Origin of the sequence: Marinobacter sp. THAF197a (assembly GCF_009363275.1) — a bacterium.
Taxonomy (GTDB): Bacteria; Pseudomonadota; Gammaproteobacteria; order Pseudomonadales; family Oleiphilaceae; genus Marinobacter.
This window is the reverse complement of the sequence record NZ_CP045324.1, coordinates 1,364,263-1,380,829: the sequence shown is the minus strand read 5'-3', so window position 1 is coordinate 1,380,829 and position 16,567 is coordinate 1,364,263. Positions and strand designations below refer to the sequence as shown.

The 16,567-nt window shown below is 55.0% G+C and carries 14 protein-coding genes and 1 tRNA gene; 11 read left to right on the top strand and 4 right to left on the bottom strand.

Annotation, left to right across the window (positions count from 1 at the left end; genetic code table 11):
* Positions 1-68: 68 nt before the first annotated feature.
* A complete protein-coding gene (locus FIV08_RS06355; RefSeq protein WP_152437722.1) occupies positions 69-1,127 on the bottom strand; it encodes a CaiB/BaiF CoA transferase family protein in 1,059 nt (352 codons plus the stop codon).
* A 189-nt stretch (positions 1,128-1,316) separates the two neighbouring features.
* Between FIV08_RS06355 and FIV08_RS06350 the strand changes: the two genes are divergently transcribed.
* Positions 1,317-2,336 (top strand): AraC family transcriptional regulator, encoded by a 1,020-nt coding sequence (locus tag FIV08_RS06350; protein ID WP_152437721.1) that lies wholly within the window; start codon positions 1,317-1,319, stop codon positions 2,334-2,336.
* A gap of 27 nt (positions 2,337-2,363) precedes the next feature.
* On the opposite strand, the gene FIV08_RS06345 is transcribed toward FIV08_RS06350, so the two are convergent.
* Together FIV08_RS06345 and rmuC are read right to left on the bottom strand one after the other, a co-directional pair.
* A complete protein-coding gene (locus tag FIV08_RS06345) occupies positions 2,364-3,200 on the bottom strand; it encodes a hypothetical protein (protein ID WP_172972317.1) in 837 nt (278 codons plus the stop codon).
* 49 nt (positions 3,201-3,249) lie between these two features.
* Entirely contained in the window at positions 3,250-4,893 is a 1,644-nt protein-coding gene (gene rmuC, locus FIV08_RS06340) for a DNA recombination protein RmuC (protein WP_228715538.1), read from the bottom strand.
* A 292-nt stretch (positions 4,894-5,185) separates the two neighbouring features.
* On the opposite strand from rmuC, the gene FIV08_RS06335 reads away from it, so the two are divergent.
* The 4 genes from FIV08_RS06335 (at position 5,186) to FIV08_RS06320 (ending at position 8,982) form a co-directional block, all read left to right on the top strand.
* Entirely contained in the window at positions 5,186-5,572 is a 387-nt protein-coding gene (locus FIV08_RS06335) for a hypothetical protein (protein WP_152437719.1), read from the top strand.
* A gap of 146 nt (positions 5,573-5,718) precedes the next feature.
* The gene (locus FIV08_RS06330; RefSeq protein ID WP_152437718.1) at positions 5,719-6,519 is read left to right on the top strand and encodes an ATP-dependent zinc protease; all 801 of its coding nucleotides are present in this window, start codon (positions 5,719-5,721) and stop codon (positions 6,517-6,519) included.
* Positions 6,516-8,033, top strand: coding sequence for an inactive transglutaminase family protein (locus tag FIV08_RS06325; RefSeq protein ID WP_152437717.1), 1,518 nt, complete (start codon positions 6,516-6,518; stop codon positions 8,031-8,033). The genes FIV08_RS06330 and FIV08_RS06325 overlap by 4 nt, the downstream gene beginning before the upstream one ends.
* A 1-nt stretch (position 8,034) precedes the next feature.
* A complete protein-coding gene (locus FIV08_RS06320; RefSeq protein ID WP_152437716.1) occupies positions 8,035-8,982 on the top strand; it encodes an alpha-L-glutamate ligase-like protein in 948 nt (315 codons plus the stop codon).
* Positions 8,983-9,053: 71 nt separating this feature from the next.
* On the opposite strand, the gene FIV08_RS06315 is transcribed toward FIV08_RS06320, so the two are convergent.
* Positions 9,054-10,646: a BCCT family transporter gene (locus FIV08_RS06315; RefSeq protein WP_152437715.1), complete on the bottom strand. Its 1,593-nt coding sequence runs from the start codon at positions 10,644-10,646 to the stop codon at positions 9,054-9,056.
* A 275-nt stretch (positions 10,647-10,921) separates the two neighbouring features.
* On the opposite strand from FIV08_RS06315, the gene FIV08_RS06310 reads away from it, so the two are divergent.
* The 6 genes from FIV08_RS06310 (at position 10,922) to FIV08_RS06285 (ending at position 16,540) form a co-directional block, all read left to right on the top strand.
* Entirely contained in the window at positions 10,922-12,550 is a 1,629-nt protein-coding gene (locus tag FIV08_RS06310; RefSeq protein ID WP_152437714.1) for an FMN-binding glutamate synthase family protein, read from the top strand.
* 126 nt (positions 12,551-12,676) lie between these two features.
* A tRNA-Pro gene (locus FIV08_RS06305) sits at positions 12,677-12,753 on the top strand.
* Positions 12,754-13,400: 647 nt separating this feature from the next.
* Positions 13,401-14,126: a hypothetical protein gene (locus FIV08_RS06300; RefSeq protein ID WP_152437713.1), complete on the top strand. Its 726-nt coding sequence runs from the start codon at positions 13,401-13,403 to the stop codon at positions 14,124-14,126.
* Positions 14,104-14,808, top strand: coding sequence for a cupin domain-containing protein (locus tag FIV08_RS06295; protein ID WP_152437712.1), 705 nt, complete (start codon positions 14,104-14,106; stop codon positions 14,806-14,808). Before FIV08_RS06300 ends, FIV08_RS06295 begins: the two co-directional genes overlap by 23 nt.
* Entirely contained in the window at positions 14,805-15,563 is a 759-nt protein-coding gene (locus FIV08_RS06290) for an SDR family NAD(P)-dependent oxidoreductase (protein WP_216646177.1), read from the top strand. The genes FIV08_RS06295 and FIV08_RS06290 overlap by 4 nt, the downstream gene beginning before the upstream one ends.
* An 11-nt stretch (positions 15,564-15,574) precedes the next feature.
* The gene (locus FIV08_RS06285) at positions 15,575-16,540 is read left to right on the top strand and encodes a DMT family transporter (protein WP_152437710.1); all 966 of its coding nucleotides are present in this window, start codon (positions 15,575-15,577) and stop codon (positions 16,538-16,540) included.
* The last annotated feature ends 27 nt before the right edge of the window (positions 16,541-16,567 follow it).

The following is a 16,567-nucleotide window of genomic DNA, read 5'->3' as shown; positions in this document are numbered from 1 at the left end:
CGTTATGGCTTAGGCGAATACCCCGGCGAAAGCCGGGGTATTTTTTTGGGGATAACGAGACCATCGACTTATCTGAAGCTTAAGTTGATCCCGAGTTGCCGCTGCCCCACGCCATCCCCCCGATCCCGCTCAACCACCATCCGCCGAGCCTTAATCTGCGGATGCTCCGCCGCCTCCTCAATCGTCAAAACTGGCTCCACACACGCATCCACCTCCGCAAAAATCTCCTGCCACTCAGCAAAAGTCTTCGCCGCAATCTTCTCCTTGATCGCCACTTTCAATGTGTTCTGATGCTCCGGGTTCTGGCTCAATGCAAAGCTCTTCATCTCGCTGAGCCCAAGTGTGTCACACAACCGTGCGGAGAACTGCGGCTCCAGGCTGCCTACCGACAACCACCGGCCGTCGCTGGTCTGATAGTAATCGTAGAAGGTGCCGCCGTTGAGCATTCCACCCTCCGGCTTCTGGGGCTGGCCGCCGGCCAGGGCGGCGGCACCAGCCATGGCGTTGAGTGCGAAGGCGGCGTCGGTCATGCTGATGTCGATGAAGACGCCCCGCCCGGTTTGCTGGCGCTGAATGACCGCAGCGAGAATGCCCATCACCGCGTGGTGAGAGCCGCCGGCCACGTCGGCAACCTGTATACCCATCGGTGGGGGGCCGCTGTCGGCGCGGCCGCAGTGGCTGGCAACGCCGGAGATGGCCAGGTAGTTGATGTCGTGGCCGGCGCGGTCTTTGTAGGGACCGGTCTGGCCGTAGCCGGTGATGGCACAGTAGATCAGATTCGGGTTAATGGCTTTGAGGGTTTCATAGCCAATGCCCAGCCGGTCCATCACGCCCGGGCGGAACTGCTCCACGACGATGTCGTAGTCTTTCACCAGTTCTTTCACCTTCTCCACGCTCTCGGGCTGTTTCAGGTTGAGCTGGAGTGTCTGTTTGCCACGGCTGAGATATGAAAAGGTGGTGCTGAATTTGCCATCAAACGGGGGCATCACCTTGGCCAGGTCTACCCTGTCCGGCGCTTCCACACGCAGCACTTCCGCGCCCATATCGGCAAGCATCATGGTGGCGTAGGGGCCCGGTAACAGGGTGCTGAAATCCAGTATTTTCAAGGTGCTCAGGGGGCCTGCCATAATCATCTCCGTTAGTTGATCGATGGTATTGTTGTTACTGTGGCTCATGCTGCCGGGTTTTGCAGAGGGGGCCAACTGCCGGTTCCTTCATTCCCATTGGCAGAATCTTCCATCTTTCGCGAAATCAGATGGTTGCATTGTCCCTCGGGGCACTTATGATGAACATCGTTTCCATCAATGGCACCGGTTATGTCTACGCTTACGGTTTCAAAGCATTTTGTTGAAGCATCCCTCTCCGGCGCGGAGCGTCTGGGGTTGGATAGCCGTACGCTGTTACAGGAAGCCGGCATTTCGCCGGACTTGCTGCGCATAGACATGGCCCGGGTAAGCAGCGACCAGTTCAGCCGGCTGATGCAGGTGATCTGGAACCGCACCGGCGACGAGTTTATGGGCATGGGCCCCCGCAAGGCCCGTACCGGCACCTTTGCCACCATGTGCGCCCTGGTGATTAATTGCCAGACGCTGGAGGAAGTCTACGAGCAGGCGTTCCGGTTCTCCCGCCTGTTTGAACCTATGGTGAGCATGGAGCTGGAAGTAAACGAGGACAACGCCCGGCTGGTGGCCCGTATCGAGGGCGAGATTCACGACCCAAGCTATTTCCTGCGCGAAAGCATCCTGGTGATCTGGCACCGCCTGGGCAGCTGGCTGATTGGCCAGCCGGTGGAGTTGGAGAAGGCCGAATTCAGCTACCCAAGGCCCGAGCATGGCGATGAGTACCGCCATATCTTCCATTGCCCACTGACATTTGACTCCGACTGCACCGCCCTCACCTTCAGCAAGCGCTTTCTCTCCGCCCCGGTGATCCGGGACAAGCCGGAGATGCGCCAGTTTCTGAAAACCTCGCCGGCAGATCTGTTATCCCGGCCGGACGAAAGCAACACCTGGACGGGCAAAATCCGGGGGCTGATTGGCCGGGATTTTTCCAAGCCCATGCCGGATTTTGACTGGATTGCTCAGGAGCTTCACACCAGCCCGCAAACCCTCAGGCGGCGGCTCAAGCAGGAAAATACTTCGTTCCAGGAGATCAAGGATCTGTTGCGGCGGGATATGGCCATTTACTATCTGAGCCATCAGGAGTTGCCGATCAACGATATTGCAGAGCGGGTGGGCTTTACGGAGCCTTCAACTTTTCACCGGGCCTTCAAGAAGTGGACCGGCGTCACCCCGGGCGCCTGGCGGGAGGGCGAACGGGGTGACCTGGCCGAATAACGGCCAGGGCCTGCCAACCGGTGCGTATCAGGAGCCGGAACTGCCCTGCTGCAGGTTGCGAATCAGCCGGCCCAGGGTCAGGGCAATCTCATTCACCTGGTTTCGGCTTTGTGCCAGCTGGAACAGCCGGGAGCCATCCCTCGGATCATAAATCCAGCAGGCGCCTACAGCGGGCTCACAGTCCCAGCGGGGCTGTGGGTTTACGCCAAATACCGGCAGCGAAACGGACTTCCGGACGGTTGTGTCATCGGTGTTCCGGGTGATTTCCTGAATGTTCAGGTTACCGTTGGCAACGCTCACCCGGTACCGGATGTCTGCTGGCCGGTCCAACCGCACCACGGTTTTGTCCCTACGCCAGCCGGCGGTTTCCAAGAGGGCATTGAGATGGATGGTCAACGCCTCCCGGTCTGAGTCGGCCAGGTACAGCTGTCGCAGGCTTTTCAGCTCCTGGCCGCCCGCAGGTTCGATGATTGCCACGGGCTCTTTGGCTTCGCCATTGCCGTTGGCCAGCGCCCGTACGTTGGCGCGATTTTCTTTCTCAATATCGGTGATCAGCTTCAGTGACTGCTGGTAGTGCTGCCCATCCACTCCAGCCCTGCTCACATAAGCTTCCAGGGCCGCCCGTGCCTCGTTGAGGTGTCCGGCCTGCAACATTGCTCGGCCGCGGTAGTAGAAATAATCCGCCGGTTTTTCCGATTCCATCTTCTGCAGACGGTTCAGGTACTCGCTCGCCTCACCCCAGCGCTCTGCCGCAACGGCCTCTTCGGTGGCCAGCATCAGGCGACGGATCTCATGCTCCGGTGCCAACGACTGCCCGTGGGCAGAAACCGCTGCCAACGAGGCCACCATTGCCAGGCCTGCCATGAATGACCGTCCACCGGCCAGGCTTAAAATTCTGGGTGACAACATACCGCTACTCCTGATTGTCATTTGTGCCTTCTTCCGCCACCTCGGGAGCGTCGCTACCTGCGTCTGTAGGCGCGCCAAGCTCGGTATGCTTCGGCTCGCCGGAATCGGCATCTTCGTCATCCGCATCCACCTCGGCCTGCTCCACAATGGCCTTGGGCAGTTCCTTCTTTACCCGAACCCCAAGTTCCACAAACCGGTTGGCCTGGGAGATCAGATTACCACGGCCGCGAGTCAGCGTATTCATGGCGTTATCGTAGGTGCCCTGAGCCGTGTGCAGCTGGGTGCCCAAACGCTCCATAGCCTCCACAAACACCCGAAGTTTGTCGTAAACGGCGCCAGCCCGGTCGGCAATCCGCCGGGCATTCTGGCTTTGCCGCTCGTAACGCCAGATATTTTCAATCGTCCTGAGGGTCGCCAGCAAGGTGGTGGGAGTCACCACAATAATCTTTCGCTCGAAGGCTTCTGCGAACAGGTTCTCGTCTTGCTGGAATGCTGCCACAAAGGCCGGCTCGATTGGCATGAACAGCAGCACGAAATCCGGAGAATGCAGGCCATTAAGCTGGCTGTAGTCTTTCTCACTGAGGCTTCGGATATGGCTGCGCACCGCCTCTACGTGTTGCTTGAGGGCTTCGTCACGGGCGCTGTCTTCCTCGGCCACTACCCACTGCTGGTAAGCCAGCAGTGACACTTTCGAGTCTACCACCAGGTTGCGTTGGTCCGGCAGATGTACGATGACATCGGGGCGCAGTAACTGGTTGTCTTCGTCCCGGTAGCTGCCCTGGGTTTCGTATTCCACGCCTTTGCGCAAGCCTGAGCGTTCCAACACTCGCTCAAGAATCAATTCCCCCCAGTTGCCCTGCACTTTCTTGTCACCTTTGAGGGCGCGAGTCAGGTTGGCGGCTTCCTCGGTAATCTGGCGGTTCAGATCCTGCAGCGATTTGATTTCGCTTCGCAGGGCCTGGCGGTCCCGGGTTTCGGTGGTGTATACATCCTCAACCCGTTTGCGGAAGTCCTGGAGCTGGTCCCGGAACGGGTTGAGCAGGGAATCCAGGCTGGTCTTCGACTGCTGACTGAAGCGCTCGCTTTTCTGGTCAAAGATGCGGTTGGCCAGGTTCTCAAACTCCTGTTTGAGAGCGTCCCGGTTTTTCTCAAGCAGCTCCATTTTTTCCGCTGCCGAGCGGCGCTCTTTTTCCAGAGTAACCTGTTGCTCCCGGAGCTCCACTTTCAGCTGGTTGAACTCATCGCTCAGGCTCTCAGCCCGCAGCCGGAGATCCCGGTTCTCCTGCTCCAACTGGCTTAACCGGTCCCGGCGACTGGCCAACTCCGAATCTGCAGAGGCCAATCGGTTTTCCAGACCGGTGGCTTTCTGGCGCCAGGTCTCGAGACTGTTATCCCGCTCCAGCAGGGTTTGCCGCTGCTGCTCTATCTGCTGTTCCAGATGGCTTACCTGTTGATGGTGTAACGCCTGAGCCTGATCCGATTCGCGCAACCGGGCATCCTGATCAGACAGTTCCTGTGCCTTCAGATCCAGCGCAGCACGAACTTTGCGCACCGTCAAAGCGGCCCAGACCAGGCCAGCAAACAAGGCGACGCACGCCACCACAAGCGTGATAATCCAGCCGGCCAGCCATTCGGGGCTTAGCTCCATAAGATTGGTCAGGGTATCGACCACAGCGTGAAACTCCTTTCGTAGCGTGTTAACACCAAAGATTTTCGATGGTTAGCATTAACGAACCAGTCTACCCCAAGCGCGGAACTTTTTGCCCGTTAAACCCTCATTACCTGTACTGATCTCAGTTCCGCCCTCGACTGATCGGCATTTCCGGCAAGTGACGGAATCCGGTTCTTTACGGCTAACGTAAATTGCTCTACAAGGAACAAAAGGATCTCTCAGCGGCGCAGGGTTCCGAACACTGAACGCGCCAAGGCAGGACCAGCACATGCTCAAGGCACTCTGGAGAAAACTGGGTGTAGATACCATGCCGGCAACAGGCGCGGGATGCATTGATGACGAATTTTGCACCTCAGATGAGCATTCGGGGCGCGAATCTGTACGGGTATTGCCGCACATCACCCACACCGGCGAATTTCACCTTGAGCGTCTGACCCAACTTCTCAACTCTCGCTATGGCCAGTCAGTGCCCACAAATGAACACAGCGCTGTGAGCGATCAGACGCTGAAAGACATTGTAGGCTTTGCCTCCCGCATCCAGGATCAGGATATTCAGCGCGAACTGTTGTTGTTCTATCTGAATTGCTCCCCGGTGATCCAGGAATTTCTCCGCTCTGAAACCGCCCTCGGCCAGGAACAGCTGATTTCACTCTGAGTCGATTTTCAAGGTCTTAACCAACTGTAAAGTATTCACACAGGTCACGTGTAGTATACTTTGCCGCCTGATTCAGAAACACATTCACAGGCTGCATTCACAATCGGTCGCAGAAACCGCTTCCGCAGCCAGCTCAGGGGAAATCAATGGGTTACAGGTTCTTCCAGCCTCGGCGCTTCCTGATGTTCGTTATTCCAACCATGGCGCTTGTGATCACCGGCTGCTCGGCAGATCGTTACTTCATGGTCCCCAAAAATAACATGGAAGACCTGAGAACATCGGTACAAACCCAGAGAGCCACGCAGGTGACGATGGAAAACAACGCCACCGTGCGGCATGAGCAACTCCTCCACAAAAGCGACGCTGCCACACAAACCATTCTAGATGCCATCGCCACTCAGGTTGAAAGGCCCGTTTGCCCGCCGGCCGCAGCACCGGTTTGCCCTGCAGTTGCGGAGAACCAGGGGCGCGCCGACAGGCTCAAAGGCAAAGTGATTGTGGGGGAAATAGAGAAGTTTTACCTGGCCGGCCCTGGGCACATCTACACCGCACGCATTGACAGTGGTGCAGAGACATCCTCGATTCACGCACGTAACGTCAAACGTTTCGAGCGGGATGGCAGCAACTGGGTACGCTTTGAGGTACCTGTGCCCGGTGCGGACGGCGAATGGGTAACCATGGAGCGGGAGATATCGCGCCGTGTTCGAGTCATTCAGGCCAGTGCCGAAGAAGCAGAACGGCGCGTGGTGGTGGAGCTCCAGTTTGCCATCGGCGACCACCAGCAAGTGGCTGAGTTTACCCTGGCCGACAGGACTAACCTGACCTACGAAGTACTGATTGGCCGGAACGTTTTGCGGGATGTCATGCTCATTGACGTGGGTAAGGAATACGCCACGGAACTTCCTGACTCCTACCGCAGGCAAGCCGTTAACGGAGATGACTCATGACCGTCCGCTCCAGAGCGCCTTTCTACGCCTTTGTTCTGCTACTGATCGCCGCCGGCATTTCCATTGCCACCTGGCGACACATCGAGCTTGGTGTCCCCTGGATGACGGGCGAGCAACGGCCGGTCTGGATGATTGAGGCGCGGGTTGATTTTGTTGGTCAGGATGAAGCCGCACAGATCAGTTTGCACGTTCCCGAGCACCCGCCGGGGTTCAGCATCCTCACCGAACAGGCAGCGTCCCCCGGCTATGGTTTCTCCATTATCGAAACCTCTGGCAGCCGGCGCGCCGAGTGGACCAAGCGGGATGTCTCCGGCCCCCAGACACTCTATTTCAAAGCCCAGTTTGTGCCTGATGACAGTGCCGGGGAATCCGCGCGGTCACGAAAACCGAGACCAACCCCCACCTTTTGGGAAGAACCCCAGGCTACCGCAGTTCGCGAAGTACTGCGCCAGGCTAACGAACGCTCCAGCTCTCCGGAAAGCCTGACACGGGAGCTAATCCGGCTGTTGCAACCTGACAGCCGAACCCAGAACACCACCCTGTTGGTCGCTGACGAAAACTACCTGCAAATGCTGGTTCGAATGCTGAATCATGCCGGCATTCCAGCCCGCACCGCCGACGCGCTCAAACTGGAAGATGCCCGCCGGCGCCAGCAATTGATGCAGTTCCTGCAGATTCATAACGGCGACCGCTGGCTCACCTTTGACCCAAGAACCGCCGAACAGGGGGTGCCGGAAAATCTGCTGTTGTGGCGCCAGGGGTCGGAGTCGCTGCTTGATGTGGTGGGTGGCGACAACTCCCAGGTGAGCTTCTCCATGCTCCGGCAGACAGTGCCCGCACTTCAGCTGGCCACCCTGGAAGCCAACAAGAATGGCCTCGGCGTGCTGGGGTTCTACCAACTCCCGATCGAAGAGCAAAGCATGTTCCGGATGCTGCTGTTACTGCCCATCGGGGCTCTGATCGTGGCCTTTATGCGGATTGTCATCGGGGTTCGCACCTCCGGCACATTCATGCCCGTGCTGATTGCCGTGGCATTTGTGCAGACCACTCTGGTCCCGGGACTGATTGCGTTTCTGTCCGTCGTGTCTATCGGATTGCTACTGCGGGGCTATCTCTCCAGCCTCAACCTGCTTCTGGTATCTAGGATATCGGCACTGATCATCCTGGTGATATTCATCACTGCCGGACTTAGCATTATCGGCTACCAGATGGGCTTCAATACCGGCATGACCGTCACTTTCTTCCCGATGGTGATCATTGCCTGGACCATTGAGAGGATGTCCATCCTCTGGGAAGAGGAAGGTGCCCGCGAAGTTATGGTACAAGGCAGCGGCAGCCTGTTTGTCGCTATTTGTGCCTATCTGGCCATGAACACGTCGCTGGCCGGGCACCTGACATTCAACTTCCCGGAACTGCATCTGGTGGTGCTGGGATTGATCCTGCTAATGGGGCAGTACACCGGTTACAAACTCAGCGAATTAAGGCGCTTTACCCCGATGAAGGCCTACGACTGATATGGACTGGATTTCCCCCAGAAAACTCAGAAAGCTTGGCATCCTGAACATGAACCGGCGAAATGTGGACTACATTTCCCGGTACAATGAACGGGCGGCCTACCCCCTGGTTGATAACAAGCTGAAAACCAAACTTGCAGTCAGCGAGTACGGCGTCAAAACTCCGGAGTTGTTGCAGGTAGTTCGCCAGCAACACGAAATCTCCCATTTCCGAGAGATAGCCGAAGGGCTCGCTGGCTTCGCCATCAAGCCTGCCAAGGGCTCCGGTGGCAAAGGCATCACCGTAATCACCGGGCGGGATGGCGATGACTACGTCAAGGCCTCTGGCGCCCGTATTTCCGTGGCCATGCTCGAACGCCATCTGACCAACATCCTGGCCGGCCTTTATTCCCTGGCAGGAACGCCAGACGTCGCCATTGTGGAAGACCTGGTACAGTCCACCCCCTCCCTCGCCAGGTATTCCTTCCAGGGCGTTCCGGATATCCGCATCATTATCTTTCAGGGTTATCCGGTGATGGCCATGTTGCGGCTGGCCACCAAGGATTCCGATGGCAAAGCCAACCTGCATCAGGGGGCCGTTGGTGTTGGCCTGGACGTAGGCACTGGCCGCAGCCTCAACGCGGTTCAGTTCAATCGTCCAATCACCCTGCACCCAGACACTGGCCTGGCATTGGAAAACATCCAGATTGAAAGCTGGGAAGACATGCTGGAAATGGCCTCCCGATGCTATGAAGCCACCGGGCTGGGCTACATGGGCGTAGACCTGGTGGTCGACACGCAAAAAGGCCCCCTGCTGCTAGAACTCAACGCACGTCCTGGCCTGGCCATACAGATGGCTAACGGGGAGGGACTGTTACCCAGGCTGAGAAACATCGAGGCCCTTAAGCGCCCCCATTTCAGCCCCAGGGAGCGTGTTCAGTACGCGATGGGAGCTTTCGGGAAATTCTGACCGATGGCAGGCCACAAAAAAACCGGAGCGCCAGGCTCCGGTTTTTTTTTGTGGCCGTGAGGGCTGCCCTGTCAGAGCAGCTCACCGCGTTGCAACAACAGTTTTCGTTCGTGTGTCAGGCCCTTCAACAGACCCCATGTCATGATCAGCAGCACGACAGTGAACGGCAGGCCGGCACTGATGGCCACCGCCTGAATGGCCCCCAGGGCATCGTCACCGCCACCAAAGATCAAGGCTGCGGCAATCGCACCCTCCATCACCACCCAGAACACACGCTGAGCCGTCGGTGCATCAGTTTTGCCACCGGCAGTAATGCTATCAATGACCAGTGAGCCCGAATCCGACGATGTCACGAAGAACACCAGCACCAGAACAATACCCACAAAGGAAATGATGCCAGTCAGCGGCAGGTTGGCGAACATCTGGAAAGTGGCCAGCGACACTTCTGTCAGGCCATCCTCTGCCAGTGCTCCCATGCCCTGCTGAATCTGCTCCAGGGCCGCGCCACCAAACCCACTCATCCACACGGTGGTAATCAGGGTCGGGATGATCAGTACTGCAGTCACAAACTCGCGCACTGTCCGGCCCTTGGACACCCGGGCGATAAACATCCCGACGAACGGTGACCAGGAAATCCACCAGGCCCAATAGAATACGGTCCAGCCTTGCAGCCAGGCCTGGTCATCGCGACCAAACGGGTTACTCAGGGGCACCACGTTGGCCACGTAGGTGGACGAGGTAATCCAGATGGTTTCCACAATGGCCAGCGTCGGGCCGGCAAAAATCACGAAGAACAGCAGCACACCCGCGGTGACCATATTGATGTTACTGAGCACCTTGACGCCGCCGTCCAGACCGCGAAGCACCGAAATCAGTGCCAAGGCCGTTACACCAACGATGATAGCCATCTGCACATTGATACCGGAGCCCATGCCAAACAGGTAGTCGAGCCCAGAAGCCGCCTGCTGCGCACCGAAGCCAAGAGAAGTAGCCAAACCAAAGATAGTCGCTACAACCGCCAGCACATCGATGATATGACCGGGCCAACCCCAGACTTTATCCTTCAGGAGTGGGAAAAAGGCCGAGCGAATCGTCAATGGCATGTTCTTGTTGAAGGCGAAAAATGCCAGCGATAAGGCAACCACCGCATAGATAGCCCATGGATGCAGGCCCCAGTGGTAAAGGGTCGCGCCCATAGCCATGTCACGGGCTTCGGCCGAGTTCGCCTCAACATTGAATGGCGTCTCGTACCAACCGGTGTAATACGCAACTGGCTCAGCCACGGCCCAAAACATCAGGCCTATACCCATGCCTGCTGCAAACAGCATGGCGAACCATGACAGGGTCGAGAACTCAGGTTTTGCGTCCTGTCCGCCTAGCCGTATTTTGCCCACGGGCATGAAGATCAGGGCCAGGCTAACCACCACAAAGATGTTGGCACTGATCAGGAAGAACCAGTCAAAGGACCCGATAATGTCCCACTTCATGCCGTCCAACGTTTCCTTGGCGGCTGTCGGGAACATCAGGGTTGCTATGACAAACAGCACAACAATGACTGATGTGACCGGGAATACCCAGTTATGGAGGTCCAGTCCAAACGGTCTTATGTTGTCCTGGCCTGCGACGTAATCCGTCTGATATTCGTCTTTCACTACCTCGCCCACGTTGGCGCCTCCTGGTCTGGTGTGACGATTGAATATTCGTTCGGGTTCATTAGCTGTGAATCTATCTTCATAGATTACAAGCTGGTCATCTTATTATTTTGAGCTCAAAACATCAAAAGTTGATATGTGTCATTACTGCATATTCAAGCATAGACCAGATTTCAGGAGCGAAAGTACAACCGAACATCTATCTGAACCCCTCCGCATTGAAAACCGTAAGATATACTCTAGCCCACGCCAATTTGGCCTGACCCATACCGACCACAGAGGTATCCATGGCGAAAACCACCACCTTCCCGCTGCGCTACTCGGCCTATGCAATCAGCATCGCCGGTCTGATCATTTCCTTACCGATCACTTTGTGGGCAGGCGCTGGATACGTTATTCCATTGATTTTCGCTGGATTGGCCTCCCTGGGAACCTGGGATTTGCTCCAGAGAAGCCATACGGTAAGTCGCAACTATCCGATCATGGCGAACTTTCGCTACCTGTTTGAATCCGTGGGGCCGGAGATCCGGCAGTACTTCATCCAGTCAGACACCGAAGAACGGCCATTCTCCCGGGAACAACGCACCATTGTTTATCAACGGGCCAAGAACGTACTCGACAAGAGACCGTTTGGCTCACAACTTGGCATGTATGAGGAGGGGTTCGAATGGATGAACCATTCCCTTACACCAAGCAAGCTCAGCTCCAGCGACTTCCGTATTGTGATCGGCAAGAACTGCGATAAGCCATACAGCGCCAGCGTGTTCAACATTTCAGCCATGAGTTTTGGCTCGCTGTCTGCCAACGCCATTCTCAGCCTGAATTCCGGTGCGCGCAAAGGCGGGTTCTACCATGACACCGGCGAGGGCTCTATCTCCCGTTACCACAGGAAGCCAGGCGGCGACCTGGTTTGGGAAATTGGTTCCGGCTATTTCGGCTGCCGACATCCCGACGGCAGGTTTAACCCGGATATGTTCCGGGAAAATGCCTGCATTGATCAGGTTAAAATGATAGAGGTCAAACTATCTCAGGGCGCAAAACCCGGCCACGGCGGCATTCTGCCCGGTGAAAAAGTGACTCAGGAAATTGCCGAAGCCCGGGGCGTTCAGGTGGGCGAAGACTGCGTATCCCCAGCCAGTCACTCGGCATTTTCCAACCCGGTGGAACTTCTGGAATTTCTGGAACAGCTACGGGAGCTCTCGGGCGGCAAGCCGGTCGGCTTCAAGCTGGCCATTGGTCATCCCTGGGAATGGTTTGCCATTGTTAAAGCCATGCTGGCAACCGGCAAGAAGCCCGACTTTATCGTGGTGGATGGCGGCGAAGGGGGAACCGGGGCCGCGCCCCTGGAGTTCATCAACCGGCTCGGCATGCCCATGACCGAAGCCCTGTTGCTGGTACACAACACCCTGGTGGGCACAAACCTTCGGGAAGACATCGCCATTGGCGCGGCCGGAAAGATCACCTCGGCCTTTAACATCGCCCGTACGCTGGCTCTCGGCGCAGACTGGTGCAACGCTGCTCGCGGTTATATGTTTGCCCTGGGCTGCATCCAGGCCCTGAACTGTCACACGGGGCGTTGCCCCAGCGGCATCGCTACACAGGACCCACGCCGGGGTAACAAACTCGATGTGCCGCTGAAAAGTGAGCGGGTATACAACTACCACAAGAACACGCTGGATGCGCTCCAGAACCTGCTGGAAGCCTCGGGCCTGAAACACCCCTCGGAACTGGGGCCCGAACACATTGTTCGGCGTGTTTCCAAAACCGAAATCCACAGTTACCTGGACCTGTTTCCGTTTCTCGAACCTGGCGCTCTGCTGGAAGGCAAAACCGGCCTGACGGTATTCGACAAATACTGGGACGATGCCCGGCCCGATACCTTCGAGCCGCCGGAATTCATCCTGAAGCTGAGGTAAACCAAACTGAGGTAATCCATCGAAGAAAATCGCCCGCTCCCTGTTTATTTTTACCGTGGGCTGGTGTAGACTTCGCTCCCGCTAAGCCACTGAGATAAACCTCTTTTCTTGGTGGGCAGCAGTTTACGGGGCGTAGCGCAGCTTGGTAGCGCACTTGCATGGGGTGCAAGGGGTCGTAGGTTCAAATCCTACCGTCCCGACCAGATTTATCAAACACTTAGCCCGGTCTCGAAAGAGCCGGGCTTTGTTGTTTCTGGAAAACTGCCTTTCTCGTCACCGTTTGGTCACCGTTTCTCAAACCCTTAAAAATCTCGTCACCGCTCGGTCACCGTTTCGCGTGCTTCGTCAACACTCCCTTTGTCAGGAACGCCTCCACCAGCCGACCGAAATCTTCAGCGCCTATTTTTTCAAAGTCTCGCTCTCATTTCCTGCAGTTAACACGTGGTATTGGCACCAACGTCTGTCCGGATTTTCTAACCGGACTTTGGACGCTTCTGAAAAGCGGGACTATTCGGACTGCGTCACTCTACTACGTAGAGCACGCTAAGGTCGCAAAGCGGACATTCAGATCAAAGGTCGAAGGGCTCGCTTTGAGGGTCGTGTGTGTCATGCGTATCGGGGGAAGTCCAGTAGTTCGATTGGAGACGGCTTCAAGCAGGATACATAATCAGTGAATTTCCAGCTCTGGGCTTAGAGCTATTCGCATACTTCCTAGCCAGATCGGATCGTTGAGCGATTATGAATGCGTAATCCCCCGTTCTGGCTGCAGTTTCCTGCAATCTGCAAGCTAACCGAGTGATAGCATCTTCAATGGTGGGATGAGCTTAGGTGTGATTCACGAGGACATAGCATGGAATCTATGCATGATGATAAGGAAGAGTCCTTTTATTCTTTGAAAGACACTTTTAAATTTCTGAAGGCTGGGGCAAACCTAGCTCAACCTTTCGTGAAAGGTTTAGACATACCTCTAAGGGCGATAAACACCCTCGGACCGGACTCCACTAGTAGTCACCTTACAGCGAAATTTCTTCTTCAAGGCGTATCTTCAAAACCAGAAATAGTGCTTCACGATACCTTTGAAGCAATTCTCAAGGCGGCCGAACACACCCCGTGCAACGAATTGGCCGTTGTCCCCTCGGCATTCAGGGGTGTTGACGCTTTTTTTATGTCTGAGAACTGTGAATTTCTCGGGTGCTTTTTTAACTCCACTCCTCCTTATCATTTCGCATGGAAGCCCGGCGAAGACCCTTTTAGAAATGAATCGCCGATAAAAATTGCGACCCATCCAGCACCAATTGGAATGATTCGTCGACTACTCCGTCAACGAAAAAATTGGGAGCTGGTTGAAGCGCCCTCAACGGTCGCGGCAGCTAATAAGGCCCTATCGGGCGAGTGCCAGGTTGCGTTTTGTAACTACACCACGGCCAGAAAACTGGGCCTAGTAATTTCGAAAGCCGGTGAGCCCATAAAGATGTCCTGGAACCTCTTCCTTATGAAGGGCATCGCAGGCGCCGAGTGGAAACAACCAAAACAAACGGGGAGCAGCCTTAGAAATGAAGCCTTTTGTAGAGCCTGAAATTAAAACGCCCTATGAGGGAGTACGATCTCTTGTATATGAACTGGGCGACGAGAACGAAACGATTCTCATGGTAAGCGAGGTTGAACCTTACACCGAGGTTCCAGTACATCAACACGAGGACGTTCAAATCGGATTGGTTCTCGAAGGCGCAATGGAGATAGTTATCGAAGGTGTCTCATCGCAGCTCACTGCTCTCCAAGACGCCTACTGGGTACCCAGTAACGTTCCACATAGCGCCAAAAACACAACATCCAATGTGATCCGAACGCTCGATATTAAAAGACGAAAAACAGCCTTGGATGATGCGAGGGTCACCCCGTGCAGTAAAGAGACTCGACTTATTAAAGTGGCCAGCGATCGGAGCATTAAGAGTGAAATAGGCTTGAGCTTTTTTGTAGGACCATGGTTCGAGATTATGTTTTCGGACCTTAGTCCAGGAGCTGTAATGCCTCGGCACTCACACAGAGGCGTACAAATCGGCCTTGGAATGACAGGCAACTATAAAATGGAAGTTGACGGCTTCGAACAACAGTTCAAGCGAAACTCTGTCTACTTTGCGGATGAAAATGTTCCCCACTCAGCTGTGAATGAGTCAGGCGCAAATGCCACATCTCTCAATATCTTTATACCCCCCAGATGGAATCTCTTGCCGAAAAAACAGAGGGAGCTAGAGCTGTGAATCCGGACATTCCTATTGTGATAGTAACTGGTTCTGCATCTGGGATCGGTCGGACAACTGCAATCAAGTACTCTGAAATGGGCAAGCACGTTGCCTTAGTCGATATCGATAAGGAAGGGCTTGAGCGAACACGGAAGAGTATCGAATTGCTCGGCGGCTCTGCGCAGTCGTTCCCCTGCGATGTTACTGATGAGGCGGCAATAGGCTCTCTATTTCGGGAGCTGGCAAGTGGGTTTGGAGGTATATCATCAGTTGTAAATTGTGTGGGCATTGAAATAACTGGACCTACACATGAAATGTCCTTTAAAGACTACGACAAGCTGTTCAGCGTTAATGTCAGAAGTGTTTTTATTTGCTGTCGTGCTGCTATAGCCGAAATGATCAAGCGAAAACCCGGGAGCATAGTGAATATCGCCTCTGTGGCATCATTCAGAACATGGCCAAATGACGGCGTTTACAGCGCAACCAAAGCGGCGGTGCTCTCACTAACAAAGGCCTTTGCGGTTGACGTTGCATCATATGGGATTCGCGTAAATGCAGTAGCTCCCGCCATCGTCGATACCCCCATGACCGACCATGCTCTGTCCCTTGAAACTGACCAGGAAGCAGGCCTTGCAAAAAGGAAGGCACTGCACCCGTTAGGGCGTTTAGCCAGTACTGAGGATGTCGCGAACGCGATTGTATTTCTAAATTCAGATCAAGCTGCATTCATAACGGGAACGTGTCTGAATGTTGATGGCGGTCTCTTGTCATAGGAGCTTATAGCATGTCGGCCAGCAACCAAGGTCCCCAGTACTCTACCCACTTAAAGCTTGTACTTATCCAAATATTTTGGGCAGGGACATTTGTTGCAAGTGAGATCGCACTATTGAATCAACCGCCAGCTTTTACCGCGATCGTGCGATTCGTCCTTACAAGCTTTGGATATATCCTGCTCTGCGTCTACCTTCGGGGCAGCAGTGAAAGTCCTTTATTCTTAAGACTACGCAAACTTGGCGTAAGGGAATGGTTCACGCTTTTCATGATGGGATTCTTCTGCGTAACCATCTACACCCTCTTTCTTCACTTCGGATTAACAAAGTCGAGTGCCGCGTACGCCGCACTGTTAATACCAACAACACAGCCACTGTTTACAGCAATTTTGAGTAGCTTCCTTGAAAAAGGGTCTCTTAATAGGTCTTTAATTATTGGCCTGGTTCTAGGTTTCTTTGGAGCAGCACTAATATTGTCCGAATCCTATGCGACCAGCTCTGAGAGTACTTCCCATGGAAACCTTTTGATCCTTCTCGCAGCGGCATCTTTTGCGATATACGCTGTCTCTGCCCGGCGAGCTCCGTCGGCTCTATCATCTGTCGAAGCATCAGCGGTCTCTTTTGTAATAGGGACCTGTGCTTTACTCCCGGCACCATTTCTGCTCAATGAGCAAATCGACCTTGGAATTCTGAACTCCCAGTTCGTCTTCTCCATTTTCTACTTAGTCGTCTTCGCAACCTTCCTTCCATACCTTTGGTGGAATAGTGCCGTTAAGGAACTGGGAAGTGCAAAAACAGGCATCTATACATTCCTGATGCCGCCATCAGCCATTCTCCTCGCCTATCTCGTGCTAGGACAGTCACCGACCTTTATGGAGGTATTCGGGGGCGTAATCGCACTGTTTGGGGTCGCGATTGCCAACTTTGGTGTCAAAGGAATATTCGCTTCAAGACTCCGCCAAGCCTTTCAGAAAAGCTGACTCTGGTCTTTGCAGAAGTTTAAAGGA